The 16,365-nt window shown below is 63.8% G+C and carries 15 protein-coding genes and 1 pseudogene; 6 read left to right on the top strand and 10 right to left on the bottom strand.

The window, feature by feature from the left end; genetic code table 11:
• Positions 1-82: 82 nt before the first annotated feature.
• Positions 83-940 carry a phytanoyl-CoA dioxygenase family protein gene (locus tag ACYG9Z_RS12510; protein WP_460222900.1) on the top strand — a complete coding sequence of 286 codons (858 nt, stop codon included), beginning with the start codon at positions 83-85 and terminating at the stop codon, positions 938-940.
• A 19-nt stretch (positions 941-959) separates the two neighbouring features.
• Here ACYG9Z_RS12510 and ACYG9Z_RS12505 read toward each other — a convergent pair whose 3' ends face one another.
• On the bottom strand, positions 960-2,345 hold the full coding sequence (locus ACYG9Z_RS12505; protein ID WP_023712036.1) for an RsmB/NOP family class I SAM-dependent RNA methyltransferase: 1,386 nt from the start codon (positions 2,343-2,345) through the stop codon (positions 960-962).
• On the bottom strand, positions 2,336-3,361 hold the full coding sequence (gene htpX / locus ACYG9Z_RS12500) for a zinc metalloprotease HtpX (RefSeq protein ID WP_023700198.1): 1,026 nt from the start codon (positions 3,359-3,361) through the stop codon (positions 2,336-2,338). Before htpX ends, ACYG9Z_RS12505 begins: the two co-directional genes overlap by 10 nt.
• A 105-nt stretch (positions 3,362-3,466) precedes the next feature.
• Between htpX and ACYG9Z_RS12495 the strand changes: the two genes are divergently transcribed.
• Complete coding sequence (locus ACYG9Z_RS12495; protein WP_023688862.1) at positions 3,467-3,673, top strand: DUF1674 domain-containing protein; 207 nt, start codon at positions 3,467-3,469, stop codon at positions 3,671-3,673.
• 93 nt (positions 3,674-3,766) lie between these two features.
• Here ACYG9Z_RS12495 and ACYG9Z_RS12490 read toward each other — a convergent pair whose 3' ends face one another.
• A complete protein-coding gene (locus ACYG9Z_RS12490; protein ID WP_023693195.1) occupies positions 3,767-4,432 on the bottom strand; it encodes an HAD-IA family hydrolase in 666 nt (221 codons plus the stop codon).
• 180 nt (positions 4,433-4,612) lie between these two features.
• Here ACYG9Z_RS12490 and ACYG9Z_RS12485 point away from each other — a divergent pair, with 180 nt between their 5' ends.
• Positions 4,613-5,482 carry a transglutaminase-like domain-containing protein gene (locus ACYG9Z_RS12485; protein ID WP_023752664.1) on the top strand — a complete coding sequence of 290 codons (870 nt, stop codon included), beginning with the start codon at positions 4,613-4,615 and terminating at the stop codon, positions 5,480-5,482.
• Positions 5,483-5,869: 387 nt separating this feature from the next.
• Positions 5,870-7,138, top strand: coding sequence for an SAM-dependent methyltransferase (locus tag ACYG9Z_RS12480; RefSeq protein ID WP_023752663.1), 1,269 nt, complete (start codon positions 5,870-5,872; stop codon positions 7,136-7,138).
• A 66-nt stretch (positions 7,139-7,204) separates the two neighbouring features.
• On the opposite strand, the pseudogene ACYG9Z_RS12475 reads toward ACYG9Z_RS12480, so the two are convergent.
• Both ACYG9Z_RS12475 and acs read right to left on the bottom strand, forming a co-directional pair.
• Positions 7,205-7,943, bottom strand: a pseudogene (locus ACYG9Z_RS12475) (MOSC domain-containing protein).
• Between the two features lie 9 nt (positions 7,944-7,952).
• Positions 7,953-9,908, bottom strand: coding sequence for an acetate--CoA ligase (acs, locus tag ACYG9Z_RS12470; protein ID WP_023752662.1), 1,956 nt, complete (start codon positions 9,906-9,908; stop codon positions 7,953-7,955).
• Positions 9,909-10,213: 305 nt separating this feature from the next.
• Between acs and ACYG9Z_RS12465 the strand changes: the two genes are divergently transcribed.
• Positions 10,214-10,486, top strand: a complete 273-nt coding sequence (locus ACYG9Z_RS12465; RefSeq protein ID WP_023668649.1) for an usg protein — start codon at positions 10,214-10,216, stop codon at positions 10,484-10,486.
• A 184-nt stretch (positions 10,487-10,670) separates the two neighbouring features.
• On the opposite strand, the gene ACYG9Z_RS12460 is transcribed toward ACYG9Z_RS12465, so the two are convergent.
• Positions 10,671-11,705 carry an aldo/keto reductase gene (locus ACYG9Z_RS12460; protein ID WP_023752661.1) on the bottom strand — a complete coding sequence of 345 codons (1,035 nt, stop codon included), beginning with the start codon at positions 11,703-11,705 and terminating at the stop codon, positions 10,671-10,673.
• Positions 11,706-11,749: 44 nt separating this feature from the next.
• A complete protein-coding gene (locus ACYG9Z_RS12455; RefSeq protein WP_460222821.1) occupies positions 11,750-12,931 on the bottom strand; it encodes an MFS transporter in 1,182 nt (393 codons plus the stop codon).
• A 123-nt stretch (positions 12,932-13,054) separates the two neighbouring features.
• Between ACYG9Z_RS12455 and ACYG9Z_RS12450 the strand changes: the two genes are divergently transcribed.
• Positions 13,055-13,963 (top strand): LysR family transcriptional regulator, encoded by a 909-nt coding sequence (locus tag ACYG9Z_RS12450; RefSeq protein ID WP_023752660.1) that lies wholly within the window; start codon positions 13,055-13,057, stop codon positions 13,961-13,963.
• A gap of 51 nt (positions 13,964-14,014) precedes the next feature.
• On the opposite strand, the gene ACYG9Z_RS12445 is transcribed toward ACYG9Z_RS12450, so the two are convergent.
• From ACYG9Z_RS12445 to ACYG9Z_RS12435, 3 genes are all read right to left on the bottom strand, one after another.
• Positions 14,015-15,064 carry an aldo/keto reductase gene (locus tag ACYG9Z_RS12445; RefSeq protein ID WP_023700208.1) on the bottom strand — a complete coding sequence of 350 codons (1,050 nt, stop codon included), beginning with the start codon at positions 15,062-15,064 and terminating at the stop codon, positions 14,015-14,017.
• Between the two features lie 269 nt (positions 15,065-15,333).
• Positions 15,334-15,471 (bottom strand): type II toxin-antitoxin system prevent-host-death family antitoxin, encoded by a 138-nt coding sequence (locus ACYG9Z_RS12440; protein WP_460222820.1) that lies wholly within the window; start codon positions 15,469-15,471, stop codon positions 15,334-15,336.
• An 89-nt stretch (positions 15,472-15,560) separates the two neighbouring features.
• Positions 15,561-16,223 (bottom strand): YggS family pyridoxal phosphate-dependent enzyme, encoded by a 663-nt coding sequence (locus ACYG9Z_RS12435; RefSeq protein ID WP_023700210.1) that lies wholly within the window; start codon positions 16,221-16,223, stop codon positions 15,561-15,563.
• Positions 16,224-16,365: the final 142 nt, after the last annotated feature.

Here is a 16,365-nt window from a genome sequence, read left to right as displayed (position 1 = left end):
AATGTCAAGCTCAACAGGTGGCACGCAACGACAGATTCCTGTTGCGTCAATCGATCTGAACGCCAACGGCAAGACATTATCGATGGCGCCGAACCGGTTGGGTCATCTCGTGCCAACCGACGCCGGGGTCGGCATCGATGCCATTCGCGGCCTCCTTGCCGAGCAAGGCTATGTCTGGCTGAAAAGTATGCTGCCGCGCCGCGACGTCATCGATTTTCGCGGCTGGGTGTTTTCGTATCTGGCCGACACCGGCTTGCTGCAGCCCGGGTCCGATCCCGCGCTTGGCCTGGCGGCGGCCGCCGGCACGTTCGACCGTCAGCTCGCCGATCGCCGGTTGATGGCGCTGGTTCGCTCCACCGCCTATGAAGGGTTTTGCGCACAGCCCCGGATGGCGCGGCTGATGGATGGGTTTGTCGGCGGGCTGTCCTATTTGCACAAGCGCAAGATCATGCGCTTCACCCAACCGGGCACCGCCGTGGCGACGCCGGCGCATTACGATCTCGTCTATCTTCGCGGCGGCACCAGCCGCATCGTCACGGCCTGGATCCCGATCGGCGACGTTCCCGTCGACATGGGCGGCCTGGTCTATCTCGAGGGATCGCACGCCATCGGCCTCGACATGGAAGCCCGGTTCGCCAGGGACAATGCCGGGCTGAGCCCGCAGGAGCGCATCAGCGCCTACAACAGGAACATGAGCGAGGGCGGCTGGGTGTCGAAGGACCTGCCCGACATGGCGGAGCGGTTCGATACACGCTGGCTGATCGCGGATTTCGAGGCCGGCGATGTCGTCCTCCACTCGCCCTATATGATCCACGCCTCGACGACCAACCAGAGTGCGGAGGGGCGTATCCGGCTCTCCACCGATATCCGCTACCAGAATGTGGATGATGAGATCGATGCAAGGTGGGGGAAGCACTGGAGTCTGAACGACATGCTTTAGGCATGTCGTCGCGTCGGAGTCAGGCCAGACGTCGCATGCGGGCTGCGAAGAAGCCGTCCAGGCCGGAAACCCCTGGCGAACCACTGTCAAGATCGGCGGGTGTGGTGCGCAGCGTGCCTTGCGGGGTCAGGAAAGCGTCGATGCCGGCGATTTCGCCGGGCTGCAGTGGATCGTCGGCGACGGTTTTGTTGCCGGCCAGAAAGACGCGATACAGATCCTCGCCTTCGATTGGGTCCAGCGAACAGTTGGAAAAAACAATCCGACCGCCCGGTTTGACCAAAGTGACGGCGCGGGCGAGCAGCTTTGCTTGCAGATCGGCTAGCTTTTCGACGTCGGCTGCCGTCTTGGTCCATGGCACGTCGGGGTGGCGCCGAACCGTGCCGGTGGAAGAGCAGGGCGCGTCGAGCAGGACGGCGTCGAAAAGCTCCGCCGGCTGGTATTTCAGCAGATCGGCCTGCACGATCTCGGCGGACAGCCCGAGCCGTTCGAGGTTCTGCGTCAGCCGCGCCAGCCGGTTCTTCGAGGTGTCCACGGCGGTGACTTTGGCGCCGGCAAGGATCAGCTGAGCGGTCTTGCCGCCGGGGGCGGCGCAGAGGTCGGCGACGCGTAATCCTTTGACATCGCCGAACAGCCGCGCCGGAAAACTGGCGGCGGCGTCCTGGACCCACCATGCGCCTTCGCTGAAGCCCGGCAGTTCGGTGACGGAGGCGTTGAGCTTTTCCACTCGCACCGTGCCGGTCGGCAGCACGATGCCGCCGAGCTTTTCGGCCCACAGTTCGGGATCGGCCTTGACCGTGAAATCGACCGGCGCCTCAACGCGATGCGCCGCCAGGATCTGTCTGGTCATCTCGGCGCCATAGGCGGCCTTCAGCCGGTCGGAGAACCATTTTGGCGCCTCGTCGGTGGCGGCAAGAGCTGCCGGCAGTTCGGTCTCCTTGGCCCGCACCAAAGTGCGCAGCACGCCGTTAACGAGGCCGGAAAAGCGCTGCGTGCGTGGGTCCGACTTGGCGTGGGTCACAGCCAAATCGACGGCGGCGCTGTCGGGGATGTCGAGGAACAGGATCTGCGCCGCCGCAACATGCAGGATGTGCGACAGCGCTGTGGCGTTGGGCGGCAGCGGCTTTTCAAGGCGGCGGGCGAGGAGCCCGGCAATGGTCATGCGGTAGCGCAGCGCGGTTACCAGTATGGCGCGCACCAGGCCGCGGTCGCGCAAGTCGAGCACCTTGTATTGCGGATGGCCGTTCTCGTGGTCCGTCAGCCCGTCGAGCGGCGTTTTGGCGTCGATAACGGCGGCCAGCAGCCGCGCCGCGGCCTTGCGCGCGGCGAGGCCGGCGACGAATTCGTCCGAGCTGTTTTCGCGATCGCCTGAATGTGCGGGCCGGGATCTGGCGCCGCTCACGACCACGGACCTTTGGGTCCGGTCGGATTGCGGCCCCACGGATTGGCTTTCGGCTTGGCCGGTTTGGTCGGCTGCGTGGGGCGTGCTGCCTTACCCCACGGACCTTGCTCGGCATCGGCCGGCAATTCTTCGATCGGCTCTGGCGTCGGCGCCTGGCGCGGCGCCGGCTGGCGGCCTGCCATGTCGCGCGCCATCGCCTGCAGCGCGGCGATGCGGTTGTCGGTGTTCGGGTGGGTCGAAAACAGGCTGTCCATTCGCTCGCCGTGAAGAGGATTAATGATGAAGAGATGCGCGGTCGCGGGATTGCGTTCGGCATCCGGGTTGCGGATGCGTTCGGCGCCGCGGGCGATCTTGTCAAGCGCTGATGCCAGCCAAAGCGGATTTCCAACGATTTCGGCGCCGCGCCGGTCGGCCTCGTATTCGCGGGTGCGGCTGACCGCCATCTGCACGATCATGGCGGCGAAGGGCGCGACCAGCATCGCCACCAGCACGCCGACAAAGCCGAACGGGTTGTTGTTGTCGCGGCTGCCGCCGAAGAAGAAGGCGAAATTGCCGAGCATCGAGATGGCGCCGGCGAGTGTCGCGACAATGGTCATGGTCAGCGTGTCTCGATGCTGGATGTGGGCCAGCTCATGCGCCATGACTGCCGCCACCTCCTCATGCGACAGGCGCTCCAGCAGCCCGGTCGAGGCCGCGACCGCGGCGTTCTCGGGATTGCGGCCGGTGGCGAAGGCGTTCGGCTGCGGATTGTCGATCAGATAGGTCTTGGGCATCGGCAGGCCGGCCTGCTTGGCCAACGCCTCGACGATGGCGTGGAATTCGGGCGCGTTCTTCGCGTTGACCTCGACGGCGCGGTTCATCGACAGCACCATCTTGTCGGCATTCCAGTAGCTGAACAGATTGGTGCCCGCGGCGACCAGGAAGGCGATCATCATGCCGCCGGTGCCGCCGATCAGAAAGCCGACGCCCATGAACAGCGCCGTCATCGCGGCCAGAAGCATGGTGGTGCGTAGCGTGCTCATCATCTGCTCCCTGTGCGGCCGTGGCAAAAAAAGGTCGATCGGGGTGAACTCATGGCTATATGATGGGAAACGCCGCCCTTTGTTTCAATCCGCCCGGACTATCGCATGACCGACCAACCCAGCAAAGCCGATGCCGACCGGGAGAAGGACCTGACGCCGGCGGCCAGCCGAGCGCTGGCTGAAGCCGAGGCGCGCCGTGAAGCGTATCGCCAGAAGGAAGCTGCGTTGCCGAAGGAAATCGGCGGCCGCGGCGGCAAGGAACCCGGCCGCTACGGCGACTGGGAAGTGAAGGGACTGGCTAGCGATTTCTAGGGGTTCAGGAACGGAAGAACTGGGGAACTGGTGAGCTGAAGAGTTGAAGAAAAAGGCGCACAGCAGTTCTCCAGTTCTCCAGTTCTCCAGTTCTCAGGCCGCGCTGCGCTGTGCCCCCAACGTCATCCAGCCGCTGTCATCGATCGTGATGGAGACGGTTTCGTAGCCGCCAATCGAGTTGTGCTGAGTCGTCATTGGATGCTGGTGAGTGGCGCTGATCACCATCACCGACGCGCCCGCTGCTTCCGCCGCCGCGATACCGGCCGGTGCGTCCTCGAAGACCAGACAGTCGCCGATATCGACGCCGAGCCGTTTTGCCGCCAGCAGGAAACAGTCGGGCGCCGGCTTGCCGTGCGACACATCCTCGGCCGCGACCACCAAGGCGGGAACCGGGATGCCGGCGGCCCGCATGCGCAGCAGCGCCAACGGGCGCGGCGCCGAGGTGACGATCGCCCAGCGCTCTGGCGGCAAAGCGTTGAGGAACGGCACGGCGCCAGCGATCGGCAGCACGCCTTCGACATCGTCCGACTCGGCCTGCAACAGCACAAACGCCTCATGAACAGGGTCGACGCCGGGAAGCGCCAGCCTGGTGATGGTCTCGACCGCCCGCACGCCATGGATCGTCGGCAGGAAGGCTTCGACGTCGAGACCGTGCTTAAGCGCCCACGCCGCCCAGACGCGCTCGGCCGAGGCGATCGAATTGAGCACCGTGCCATCCATATCGAACAGGAACGCGGCGAATTTTCTGCCTGCAAACATCCGATTTTCCATGGGGTTAGGGATCGTTTCGGGAGGGTCGAAACATGTCGTGCGACCGTAACGTCGCCACGCCTGCCTGGGAAGCCGCGCGAGAGCCTTTTCGATAGTTCCAGGGAACCATGGTCCCGCCTCTGGCGTTTTGAGCATACTGTTTTCCACGGGATCGAAGGGGCAATCATTGTGCTGATCCGGCTCGGCTACGAAATCGCCATTGAATGCGTCGGCGCCACGCCGGTCATCTCGCTGCTTGATATCCACAGGGATCGTCAGGCCGACATCAAACGGCAGACGCGCGTGCTGACGTCGCCTTCAGTGCCGAGCAAGGTCTATCACGATCTGTTCGGCAATACCTGCCGCCGCTTCACCGTACCCGCCGGCAGTTTCCGCATTCTCTATGACGCAGCCGTCGAGGACAGCGGCGAGCCTGACGCGGTCAACACGCTGGCCAGGGAAGTGCCGGTGGCGGAACTGCCGGACGATGTGCTCGGCTACCTCCTCGGCAGCCGCTATTGCGAGACCGATCATCTGAGCAGTCTGGCCTGGCAGCTTTTCGGCCATGTTCCCTCCGGCTGGGCGCGGGTGCAGGCGATCGTCGACTATGTCCACAACCGGCTGTCCTTCGGCTATGGCTATGCGCGGTCGACGCGCACCGCAGCCCAGGCGCATGAGGAGCAGGTTGGTGTATGCCGCGACTTCGCCCATCTAGCGATCACGCTCTGCCGCTGCATGAACATCCCGGCCCGCTATGTGAACGGTTATCTCGGCGACATCGGCGTACCGACCGACCCGGCGCCGATGGACTTTTCGGCCTGGATGGAAGTGTTCCTCGACGGCAAATGGTACACGTTCGACCCGCGTCATAATCGTCCGAGGATAGGCCGCGTCGTCATCGCGCGCGGTCGTGATGCCACGGATGTCCCGCTGCTGCACAGCTTCGGCCCGCATCAGCTCTCGCTGTTCAAGGTCTGGACCTATGAGCAGGAAGGCAATCTGTTCAACCCGCCCTATCACGGCGTCGACAAGACGGTGAGCGCGCGGATGCTGGCGTGACCGGACTCTGATCCGCTTCGACACACAATCCGGGAATGGAAAAGGCCGCCGCTTCTTGACGAAGCCGGCGGCCTTCCGTGTTTCCGTCCGTGGCGCGGCCAATGGCGGCGACCGAGGTCACCCGCCGCGCTTATCGCGCCTTAACGGGAAGACTGCTTCCCGAAAGTGCAATCCGCTGAGGCCACGTTCTGGAAAACGAAATCACTCGACATCGGATCACCTCCTTTCGATTTGTTGAACACGTACAGATGATGGGGTGCGTTGCAGCAAAAAACAAGATGCCGATTTGAAATAGCTGGCGAGCCGCCTTTTGCGCCGGGTTGCGAAGAGCCGCGCGGGCGGGCAAAATCCATGCAAGGTGGATTGTCAGGACTCGGGAGGATTGCCATGGAGGCAGCCGAGAAGGCCGCGCGCATCGTGCGAACGGTGATCGAAACGCTGAAGCCGGGTTTTGCGGTCAAGCTGTGGACCGGCGAGCGAATCGGTCCCGCCACCGGGCCCGTGCTCACCATCAACGACCAGGACATCGTCTGGCAGGTGGTGAAGCGGCCATCGTTGTCGACGCTGATCGAGATGTGGATCTCCAAGACGATAGACATCGAAGACGGGACGATTTTCGATTTCTACGCACTGCCGTCGCAAGGCAAGCTCAGGACCAAGCTCAAGTCGCTGCCGAAGCTGGCGATCCTGCGCGACCTGCCGGCGGTGCTCCTGTCACGCAAGCAGATGAGTGCACGCACCGATCTGTCGGGTCGCAACCCCTATGTCAGCGGGTCGAGCCAGGAGGCGATCCAGCATCACTACGACATTTCGAATGCCTTTTACCGGCTCTTCCTCGACGAGCGCATGGTCTACAGCTGCGGCTACTTCAAGGATTTCGCCGATGGCATCGACCAGGCGCAGGCCGACAAGCTCGACCATATCTGCCGCAAGCTCAGGCTGAAATCGGGCGAAAAGCTGCTCGACATCGGCTGCGGCTGGGGCGCCATGCTGATCCATGCGGCCAAAAATTACGGCGTCGTCGGCCATGGCGTGTCGCTGTCGCAGGCGCAGACCGATCTCGCCCGCGAGCGCATCCGCGCCGAAGGGCTGCAGGACCGCATCACCATCGAGATCAAATCCTATGCGGAACTCAAAGGCTCCTTCGACAAGATATCGTCGATCGGCATGTTCGAGCATCTCGGCCTCGCCAACCACGCCAGCTATTTCAAGACCATCCATCGCTTGCTGAAGCCCGGCGGCATCTATCTGCACCACGCCATCACCAGGCGAAGCAAGGGCGACTTGAAGAAAACCTTGCGCAAGGGGCCGGAGTTCAAGGCGCTGCTCAAATACATTTTCCCCGGCGGGGAACTCGACACGATCGGCATGACGCTGGGCAATCTGGAGGCGCATGGCTTCCTGGTCTACGACGTCGAGAATCTGCGCGAGCACTATGCGCGCACCTGCCGGCTGTGGGCCCAGCGGCTACAGGCTCGCTTCGACGAGGCGGTCGCCGAAGTCGGCGAGGCCAAGGCACGGCTGTGGCTGCTTTATCTCACCGGCTGCTCGATCACCTTCGAGCGCGCCTCGGCGCAGATTTTTCAGACCGTCGTCACCAAACGCGCACGCGGCCCGAGCGGGCTGCCGCCGACACGGGCGGATCTGTATCGGTAGGGATAGGATTCGGGGCCGAACCCCACGCTTTCCAAGGTCTGCGATTCGCTGCCTCGCGGTAGAGGCCTACACGAACCGCATCGGCGCGCCGATCTCGACACGGGCAGGCCTGTCCACAGTGCAATAGACGCCGAGATTATGGGCGTTGTGGCGGACCAGATTGCGCAGGATGCCGGGATCGTGGTCGAAGCCGTCCTGGCTGATGATGGTGAAGCCGCAGCGGCGGCACGGCTCCGAGACGGTCACCAGCAGATCGCCGATGGCGAGCTTGCGGCCAATCCATTCGGTCTCGGGAAACGAGCCTTCGACCGCCGCCATGTCGACGACAATGTTGGGGCGGAAGCGGCGCGGATCGGGAATGCCTTCGGGGTGCAGCGCCTTTAGCCGCGCCAGCGATGCGGTGGTCAAGAGATGGATCGGCGCTTTGCGGTAGCGCGCCGCGGTGAGCGGGCCGGTGTAGCCGGGGGCGTTGTCCTGGCTGAACGGCCGGATCGAGGCGGCGAAGCCGAGATAGGCCGAGATGGCTTGGTCGCATTCCACACCCGGCACTGCCAGCCAGTCGCCGTCGGGAACGGCGATCTCCAACTCGCGATCGTTGGTGAGCCGGGTGCGGATGCGCGGCACCTTGTGCCACTTGGCGTCGCGGTCGGGCCGCGCGATCTCATTGTCCGAGACATCGACAAGGCCGAACAGCCGGTCGCCGTCGATGGTTTCAAGGCCGACCGAAATGGCGTCCTGGCGTTCGCCGGCAAGCGAACTTGCAGGGGTAACGCCAGAGCTCCGTGACTGCGCCCAGTGCAGCCATCAAATCCCCTCAGCCCTTCTTGTTCTGGCGGTTGGCGATCAGATCATCGACCACGGCCGGATCTGCCAGTGTCGAGGTATCGCCGAGCGCGGAAAAATCGTCCTCGGCGATCTTGCGCAGGATACGGCGCATGATCTTGCCGGAGCGGGTTTTCGGCAGTCCGGGCGCGAACTGCAGCTTGTCGGGCGAGGCGATGGCGCCGATCTCCTTGCGGACATGGGCCACGAGCTCCTTGCGCAGTTCCTCGCTCGGCTCCACGCCTTTCATCAAGGTAACGTAGCTGTAGATGCCCTGGCCCTTGATGTCGTGGGGATAGCCGACGACAGCTGCTTCCGACACTTTCTCGTGGCTGACGAGCGCCGATTCGACCTCGGCCGTTCCCATGCGGTGGCCGGAAACGTTGATGACGTCGTCGACGCGGCCGGTGATCCAGTAATAGCCGTCGGCGTCGCGGCGACAGCCGTCTCCGGTGAAGTATTTGCCCTTGTAGGTGGAGAAATAGGTCTGCACGAAGCGGTCGTGATCGCCATAGACCGTGCGCATCTGGCCGGGCCAGGAATCGGCGATGCAGAGATTGCCGTCGGCCGCTCCTTCCAGCACCTTGCCTTCGCCGTCGACCAGTTGCGGTTTGATGCCGAAGAAGGGCCGCGTCGCCGAACCGGCCTTGAGGTCGGTGGCGCCGGGCAGCGGCGTGATCAGGATGCCGCCGGTCTCGGTCTGCCACCAGGTGTCGACGATCGGCACCTTGCCGTTGCCGACGACGTTGAAATACCACTCCCATGCTTCCGGATTGATCGGTTCGCCGACCGAGCCCAGCACGCGCAGCGACTTGCGCGAGGTCTTCTTCACCGGTTCGTCGCCGGCGCCCATCAGCGCGCGCAGTGCCGTCGGCGCGGTGTAGAAGATGTTGACCTTGTGCTTGTCGATGACTTCCCAGAAGCGCGACTGCGAGGGGTAGTTCGGCACGCCCTCGAACATCAGCGTGGTGGCGCCGTTGGCGAGCGGGCCATAGACGATATAGCTGTGGCCGGTGACCCAACCGACATCGGCGGTGCACCAGTAGATATCGCCGTCATGGTAGTCGAAGACATATTGGTGGGTCATCGAGACATAGACGAGATAGCCGGCGGTGGTGTGCAGCACGCCCTTCGGCTTGCCGGTCGAGCCTGAGGTATAGAGGATGAACAGCGGATCCTCGGCCTTCATCTTCTCCGGCTTGCAGTCGCCTGTCACCGTGGCGATCTCGTCATGGTACCAGATGTCGCGTCCCTGGACCCAGCCGGTCTTGCCGCCGGTGCGGCGAACGACGACGACCTTATCGACCTTGGTGCCGGCCTTGGCGGCGATTTCGATCGCTCTGTCGGTGTTTTCCTTCAGCGGGATCGGCTTGCCGCCGCGCAGGCCTTCGTCGGCGGTGATGACGAAGGTCGACTTGCAGTCATCGATGCGGCCGGCCAGCGCGTCCGGTGAAAAGCCGCCGAAGACGATCGAGTGGATGGCGCCGATGCGGGTGCAAGCCAGCATCGCGTAGGCCGCTTCCGGGATCATCGGCATGTAGATGGTGACGCGGTCGCCCTTCCTGACGCCGTGCTTCTTCATCACATTGGCGAGCCGGCAGACATGCTCGTAGAGCTCGTTATAGGTGATCTTCTTGTCGTCGTAGGGATTGTCGCCTTCCCAGATGATGGCTGTCTGGTTGCCGCGCTTCTTCAAATGGCGGTCGATGCAGTTGTAGGAGACGTTGGTTTCGCCGTCCTCGAACCATTTGATCGAGACCTTGCCCTCGAAGGAGGTGTTCTTGACCTTGCTGAACGGCTTGAACCAGTCGATGCGCTTGCCGTGCTTGCCCCAGAACTTGTCCGGATTCTTCACGCTGTCGGCATACCATTTGAGGTAGGTGTCGTTGTCGATCAGCGCATTCTTCTTCCACGCCGGCTGGACGCGGTGGATCTTCACCTCGGACATGTCTTCACTTTCCTCCCAAACCACCCCGCCGGCTTGACCACAGCCAGGATCACGGCGACGCAGCCGCGAATTCGGCGGCATTATTAACAGTTCCGCGCTGACGGCAACATTAGACGTTGGATTCGCGTGGCGGGATGCCGCAGCTCCCGTTTCGGTTGCATCAGCACTCGGCAGCGGTCGCTGCTAACTGCATGTTTTCGTGCATAAAACCCGACTGGGATCAGGAAAATCATAGACAGTTAAGGAACGGCGCGCACAATTCGGTGTTGGGAGGAATGGAGAATCAACTAGGCCAAGGGGCTGTCATGCGCGATCATTCCGAAATGGACCTGATGCTCAAGGGGTATGGCCTGACCACGGCCAAGATTCTGTACCATTTTCCCGACCACCCGCATCTGCTGCAGAGCTTCATCTGGCAGGATTACGATCTGGCGCCGAAGTTTCCGGTGCTGATCAAGTTCATCGAGTTCTGGAAGGCCAGGCTCGACGGGCCGCTGCATTCGATCAGCTACACGCACCAGAAGCTGATCGCGCCGAACGAATGGCGGAAGGTGGATGGGGAGTTCGTGCTGCACTGAGCGGCAGTATAGCTGATCTCCCCCCTTGAGGGGGAGATGGCCGCAAAGCGGCCAGAGGGGGTCGGTTCGACCGGACGCGACCCTCCTGCGGCAGATGGGGGCTAGCGCTCCACGCGCGGCGACCCCCTCTGTCGCCTTCGGCGACATCTCCCCCTCGAGGGGGGAGATTTGGCAGCGTCGGCGATCACACCGCCGGGGGGTTCAGCCGGGCGAAACCTTCCTGGCGGCGATAGGGGAAGTACGGGTAGGGCGCTGTGACCTCGCTTGCCTTGTCGAGCTTTTTGATCTGCTCCGGCGTCGACGCCCAGCCGACGGCGCCGAGGTTCTGGCGCAGCTGTTCCTCGTTGCGGGCGCCGATGATGACCGAGGACACGGTCGGGCGCTGCAAGAGCCAGTTGATGGCGATCTGCGGCACGGTCTTGCCGGTCTCTTCAGCCATCGCATCAAGCGCATCCATGACCCGGTAGAGATGTTCGTCCGCGACCGGCGGGCCGAAATCGGCGGTGTCGTGCAGCCGGCTCTTTTCCGGCAGGGGCTGGCCGCGGCGGATCTTGCCGGTCAGGCGGCCCCAGCCGAGCGGGCTCCACACCAGCGCGCAGATGCCCTGGTCGATACCGAGCGGCATCAGCTCCCATTCATAGTCGCGGCCGACCAGCGAATAGTAGACCTGGTGTGCGGCATAGCGCGGGTAGCCATGCTTGTCGGCCTCGGCCAGCGATTTCATCACCTGCCAGCCGGAGAAGTTGGAGACCCCGACATAGCGCAGCTTGCCGGCGCGCACGAGGTCGTCCAGCGTCGACAACACCTCCTCGATCGGCGTGCCGGCATCGAAGGCGTGCAGCTGCAACAGGTCGATGTAATCGGTGCCCATGCGCTTCAGGGACGCGTCCACGGCCTTGATCAGCCGCGAGCGCGACGAGCCGTAATCGGCCCGGCCGTCGCCCATCGGCAGCGAGGTCTTGGTCGAGATCAGCACCGCGTCGCGGCGGCCTTTGATGGCTTCGCCAAGCACTTCCTCGGAGGCGCCGTTTGAATAGACATCGGCGGTGTCGAACAGATTGACGCCGGCCTCGAGGCAGATGTCGATGAGCCGCCGCGCTTCCTTGGCGTCGTTGTTGCCCCACGCCCCGAACAGCGGCCCGGAGCCGCCGAAAGTGCCGGCGCCGAAAGACAGTGCGGGCACTTTCAGGCCCGATGCGCCGAGACGTCGATAATCCATTTTATGCTCCTTGATGATGTCGAAGAAGGATTTGCGCGTGATGCTCATGACTGGGCGCAGACCGGCGCCCCGATTGTGGGGGCGCGATCGAGGCGCAGCGCCAGGGCAGCGACGCCAAGAGCCGCGACCGGCAGCAAAGCGGCGATCCAGGTTAGTGAGCCGAGGCCGAGGCCATGGGCAATCACCGCGCCGCCAAGCCAAGCGCCGGCGGCATTGCCGAGGTTGAAGGCGGCGATGTTGAAGGACGAGGCGAGGCTCTGGCCCGCGCCTTGCGCCTTTTCCAGCACCCACATCTGCAGCGGCGCCACGGTGGCGAAGGCGGCGGCACCAAGCAGGCCGACATAGATGACGGCCAGGATTTGGCTGTGGACGGCGAAGGTCATCGTGGCCAGCACCAACGCCAGCACCACGAGGCTGCCGAGCACCGCCGGCACCAACCAGCGGTCGGCGACCTTGCCGCCAAGCAGATTGCCGGCGATAAGACCGCCGCCGAAGACGAGCAGGATCGGCGACACCGCGGCCTCCCTGAAGCCGCTGATCTCGGTGAGCAGCGGGGCGATGTAGGTGAAGACGGCGAAGACGCCGGCATAGCCGAGCACGGTGGTGGCGAGGCCGAGCAGCACCGGCGTGCGGCGCAGCACTGCGAGGTCGGCGCGCAGATTGGTCTTCTCGGGCGCTTCCTTGCTGCGCGGCACCAGAAGCAGGATGGCGGCAAAGGCTGCCAAGCCGACCAGGGTTACGGCCCAGAAGGTGGCGCGCCAGCCGAAGGTCTGGCCGAGCCAAGTGCCGAAGGGCACGCCGAGGATGTTGGCGATAGTCAGGCCGGTGAACATCAGCGCGATCGCCGAGGCTTTCTTGTTGGGCGCGACCAGGCCGGTGGCGACCACCGAGCCGACGCCAAAGAAAGTGCCATGGGCAAAGGCGGTGATGATGCGGGCGCCCATCAGCGTCCAGTAGTCGGGGGCGATCGCACAGGCGAGGTTGCCGAGCGTGAAGATCGCCATAAGGGCCAGAAGGACGGTCTTGCGGGGCCAGTTGCCGGTGGCGATGGTCAAAAGCGGCGCGCCGATGACGACGCCCAACGCGTAGCCCGAAATCAACTGGCCGGCGGCCGAGATCGAGACTCCGAGATCTTTGCTGACATCGATCAGCAGCCCCATGATGACGAATTCGGTGACACCGATGCCGAATGCGCCGGCAGCGAGGGCGTAGAGAGCAAGAGGCATGGCGGTTTCCAGTTCGAACTCGATGAACGCGACCAGACCCGCGCCCCGACCGCAGAGATCGTGTTGCCATGCCTTGTGAACCAGACTTGCCTTGGGCATATTTCCTGTGAAATAGATTCACAAATGGCCAGACCCGATATCAACCGTTCCGGCGAGATCGAAGTGTTCGTCCGCGTCGTCGAGGCGGGCAGTTTCTCGGCTGCGGCTCGTTCGCTGCGTATGACACCGTCGGCGGTGAGCAAGCTGATCGCGCGACTGGAGGCAAGGCTCGGCGCGCGGCTGGTCACGCGCTCGACGCGCAAGCTGCAGCTGACGCCGGAAGGGACGGCGTTCTATGACAGCGGGGTGCGCATCCTGGCCGATATGGCGGCGGCCGAGCGCGAGGCGGCCGTGGGTGCCGCGCCGCGCGGACGGCTGCGCGTCAACTCCTATGTGCCCTTCGGGGTGCATCGGCTGATCCCGCTGCTGCCTGATTTCCTCGAACGCTACCCCGGGATTTCGGTCGATCTGGTGCTGACCGACAGCGTCATCGATTTGATGGCTGAGCGTGCCGACGTCGCCATCCGCGCCGGGCCGCTCGGCGAGTCGCGGCTGGTGGCGCGCAAGCTCGGGCAAAGCCGGATGACAGTCGTTGCCGCACCGTCCTATCTCAAGACGCATGGCACGCCGCTGGTTCCAGCAGATCTCGACCGGCACAATCGCATGGCTTTCGGCTTTGTCCGGCATGTCGATGGCTGGTCGTTTGTCGATGCAACCGGGAACGCCGTCATGGTGCCGATCACCGGAAACACGCTGGTCGGCGATGGCGAGTCGATGCGGTTGATGGCGGTCGGCGGCGCCGGCATCGCCCGGCTGGCACACTGGCATGTGGCCGATGACATCGCGGCGGGGCGGCTGACGGCGCTGCTGGAGGATTTCAATCCGGGCGACGAGGAGCCTACCCACGCCGTCTATGTCGGCCAGGGCCGGCATTTGCCCGAACGGGTGCGGGCGTTTCTCGACTTTCTGGTCGAGAGCGTGCGGATGAGCTGAAAAGACGTTGGGGAGCCAGATGACCCCCCAAGCATCAGGCGACAGCGATGACTATTTCTTCGGGGTGAACGGCGCCGGGCGGCGACCGGCGCCCTGACGCTCCAGCATCCAGCCGGGATATTCGGCCGGCAGCGCGCTGACCTCATCCAGTTTGGCGAGATCGTCGGCGTCGAGCTTCACCTCGGCCGCGGCTAGGTTCTGCTCGAGCTGCTCCATGCGGCTGGCGCCGATGATGACGCTCATGACGAAAGGTTTGGCCAGGACATAACCGAGCGCGACCGTAGCGACGCTGACATCGTGCTTTTTGGCGATGTCGCGCATGACGGCGACGGCTGCCCAGGCGCGGTCCTCATCGACCGGCGGGAAGTTGAAGGCGGCGCGGCGGCCCTCGCCATTGCCGGGCGCGCCGGGACCGTATTTGCCCGACAGCAGGCCGCCGGCCATCGGCGACCACACCATCAAGCCGAGCTTCTCCTCGTTGATGAGCGGCACGATCTCACGCTCGAGATCGCGGCCGGCGATCGAGTAATAGGACTGGATGGTCTCGAAGCGGGAGAACCCCTTGCGCTCGGCAATGCCCAGAGCCTTGGCGATGCGCCATGCCTGCCAGTTGGAGACGCCGACATAGCGAACCTTGCCGCTGGCAACCAGGTCATCAAGTGCCCGTAGCGTCTCGTCGATCGGCGTCACCGTATCGGTGCCGTGCAACTGATAGAGGTCGATATGGTCGAGCTGCAGCCGCTCCAGGCTGCCCTCGACCGAATCCATGATGTGGCCTCGCGAAGAGCCGCGCTCGTTCGGGCCCTGGCCCATGGCGCCATGCACCTTGGTGGCAATGACGACGTCCGAGCGCTTGACGCCGAGATCCCTGAGCGACTGGCCGAGCAGGCGCTCGGACTGGCCGAAGGAGTAGACGTCGGCGGTGTCGAAGAAATTGACGCCGGCGGCGATCGAACGGCCAACGATGTCGTTGACGCCCTTCTGGTCGAGGCTGGCGATCAGACCCCATTGGGCATTCTCGCCGGCGGCGCCGAAGGTCATTGTGCCGAGGCAGAGTTCGGAGACGAACATCCCCGTATTTCCGAGTTGATTGTAGCGCATGGTGGCAGCTCCAGAAGATGTGTAATGACGCCATGCAAATAGGAACGGTGCGTTTCGTTTCCAGTGGTGGCGTAATCGACCGGATGCATCTGGCCCCATAGAACTCGTCAACCGTGGCGAGATGCGCGAGGCGATGTTTGTGTCGAAAATCTATCAGAATTCCACGGGTCGGATCATCGTCTCTGAGCGGCGGTTGACCTCCTCGACGAAATCGTCGTCCCATGCGGGACCGGAGAGGAGATATTCCGCAAGCGAAGGCTTTGCGCCGATCAGTTGGTCATAGTCATCAGGAGACAACACGACGGCAGCTGGCTTTCCGCGCAAGGTGATGTTTGCGGCCCTTCTTCGCGCGCCTGTCGCACAAGCTTCGAAAGATTGTTTCGTGCGTCCCTGAGGTGCCAGTCCAAGAAGAATAGTCCTCGCTAACTCGGCCGGATGTGCTCGATACATTAGCTCGAAAAATCGGGGATCGACAGGTGTCTCGCGAAGCCGACGACTACCGGCTCCCAAAAATCGCCGAGCCGACCCGGACGCTGGTGGCGCCGAAGGCGATCGCGGTCTCGTAGTCGCCGGACATGCCCATCGACAGTTTGGCGACGCCGGCCTCCTTGCCGAGCTTTTCCAGCAGGGCGAAATGCGGGCCGGGATTCTCGTCCGCCGGCGGGATGCACATCAGGCCTTCGATGGCGAGGCCGTGGACATCGCGGCAGCGGGCAACGAAGGCAACGGCGTCGCGCGGCTCGATGCCGGCCTTTTGCGGCTCCGAGCCGGTATTGACCTGGACATAGAGTTTTGGTGCACGGCCTTGCCTAGCGATCTCCTTGGCGAGTTCGGCGGCGATCTTCTCGCGGTCGACGGTCTCGATGACGTCGGCGAGCGCGACGGCTTCCTTCGCCTTGTTCGACTGCAGCGGGCCGATCAGATGCAGCTCGATGTCGGGGAATTCAGTTTTCAGCGCCGGCCATTTGCCTTGCGCCTCCTGCACCCGGTTTTCGCCAAAGACGCGCTGGCCGGCCTCGATGACCGGGCGGATGGCGTCGGCCTCAAAAGTCTTCGACACAGCAACCAGCGTCACGGAGCCGGCGTCGCGGCCGGCCTCGCGCTCGGCGGCAGCGATCCTCGTCCTGACGGCGAAAAACTGTTCGACGGCGCTCGCCATGCCTATATCCTGCCTGTCTTTCTAGCCCTCGCCGGCTCACCGCAGTTGACGGGTCCGGCAATCCATGGTGAACACCGCCACGACATTTACCTTGGCCACCGGGCCTTGTCCGGCGGTCTGCGCCTGCTTTTAAGTGAAAATC

It is taken from the genome of Mesorhizobium sp. RSR380A, from assembly GCF_054719385.1.
Note: the sequence above shows the minus strand (reverse complement) of the source record. Positions and strands in the feature narration are given on the sequence as shown.

What these genes read in the sequence shown, in the direction of transcription:
- ACYG9Z_RS12510 (WP_460222900.1), top strand. Translation starts at nt 83, where the DNA reads ATGGCGCCGAACCGGTTGGGTCATCTCGTGCCAACCGACGCCGGGGTC.
- htpX (WP_023700198.1), bottom strand. Translation starts at nt 3,361, where the DNA reads ATGAGCACGCTACGCACCACCATGCTTCTGGCCGCGATGACGGCGCTG.
- ACYG9Z_RS12495 (WP_023688862.1), top strand. Translation starts at nt 3,467, where the DNA reads ATGACCGACCAACCCAGCAAAGCCGATGCCGACCGGGAGAAGGACCTG.
- ACYG9Z_RS12490 (WP_023693195.1), bottom strand. Translation starts at nt 4,432, where the DNA reads ATGTTTGCAGGCAGAAAATTCGCCGCGTTCCTGTTCGATATGGATGGC.
- ACYG9Z_RS12480 (WP_023752663.1), top strand. Translation starts at nt 5,870, where the DNA reads ATGGAGGCAGCCGAGAAGGCCGCGCGCATCGTGCGAACGGTGATCGAA.
- acs (WP_023752662.1), bottom strand. Translation starts at nt 9,908, where the DNA reads ATGTCCGAGGTGAAGATCCACCGCGTCCAGCCGGCGTGGAAGAAGAAT.
- ACYG9Z_RS12465 (WP_023668649.1), top strand. Translation starts at nt 10,214, where the DNA reads ATGCGCGATCATTCCGAAATGGACCTGATGCTCAAGGGGTATGGCCTG.
- ACYG9Z_RS12460 (WP_023752661.1), bottom strand. Translation starts at nt 11,705, where the DNA reads ATGGATTATCGACGTCTCGGCGCATCGGGCCTGAAAGTGCCCGCACTG.
- ACYG9Z_RS12455 (WP_460222821.1), bottom strand. Translation starts at nt 12,931, where the DNA reads ATGCCTCTTGCTCTCTACGCCCTCGCTGCCGGCGCATTCGGCATCGGT.
- ACYG9Z_RS12450 (WP_023752660.1), top strand. Translation starts at nt 13,055, where the DNA reads ATGGCCAGACCCGATATCAACCGTTCCGGCGAGATCGAAGTGTTCGTC.
- ACYG9Z_RS12445 (WP_023700208.1), bottom strand. Translation starts at nt 15,064, where the DNA reads ATGCGCTACAATCAACTCGGAAATACGGGGATGTTCGTCTCCGAACTC.
- ACYG9Z_RS12435 (WP_023700210.1), bottom strand. Translation starts at nt 16,223, where the DNA reads ATGGCGAGCGCCGTCGAACAGTTTTTCGCCGTCAGGACGAGGATCGCT.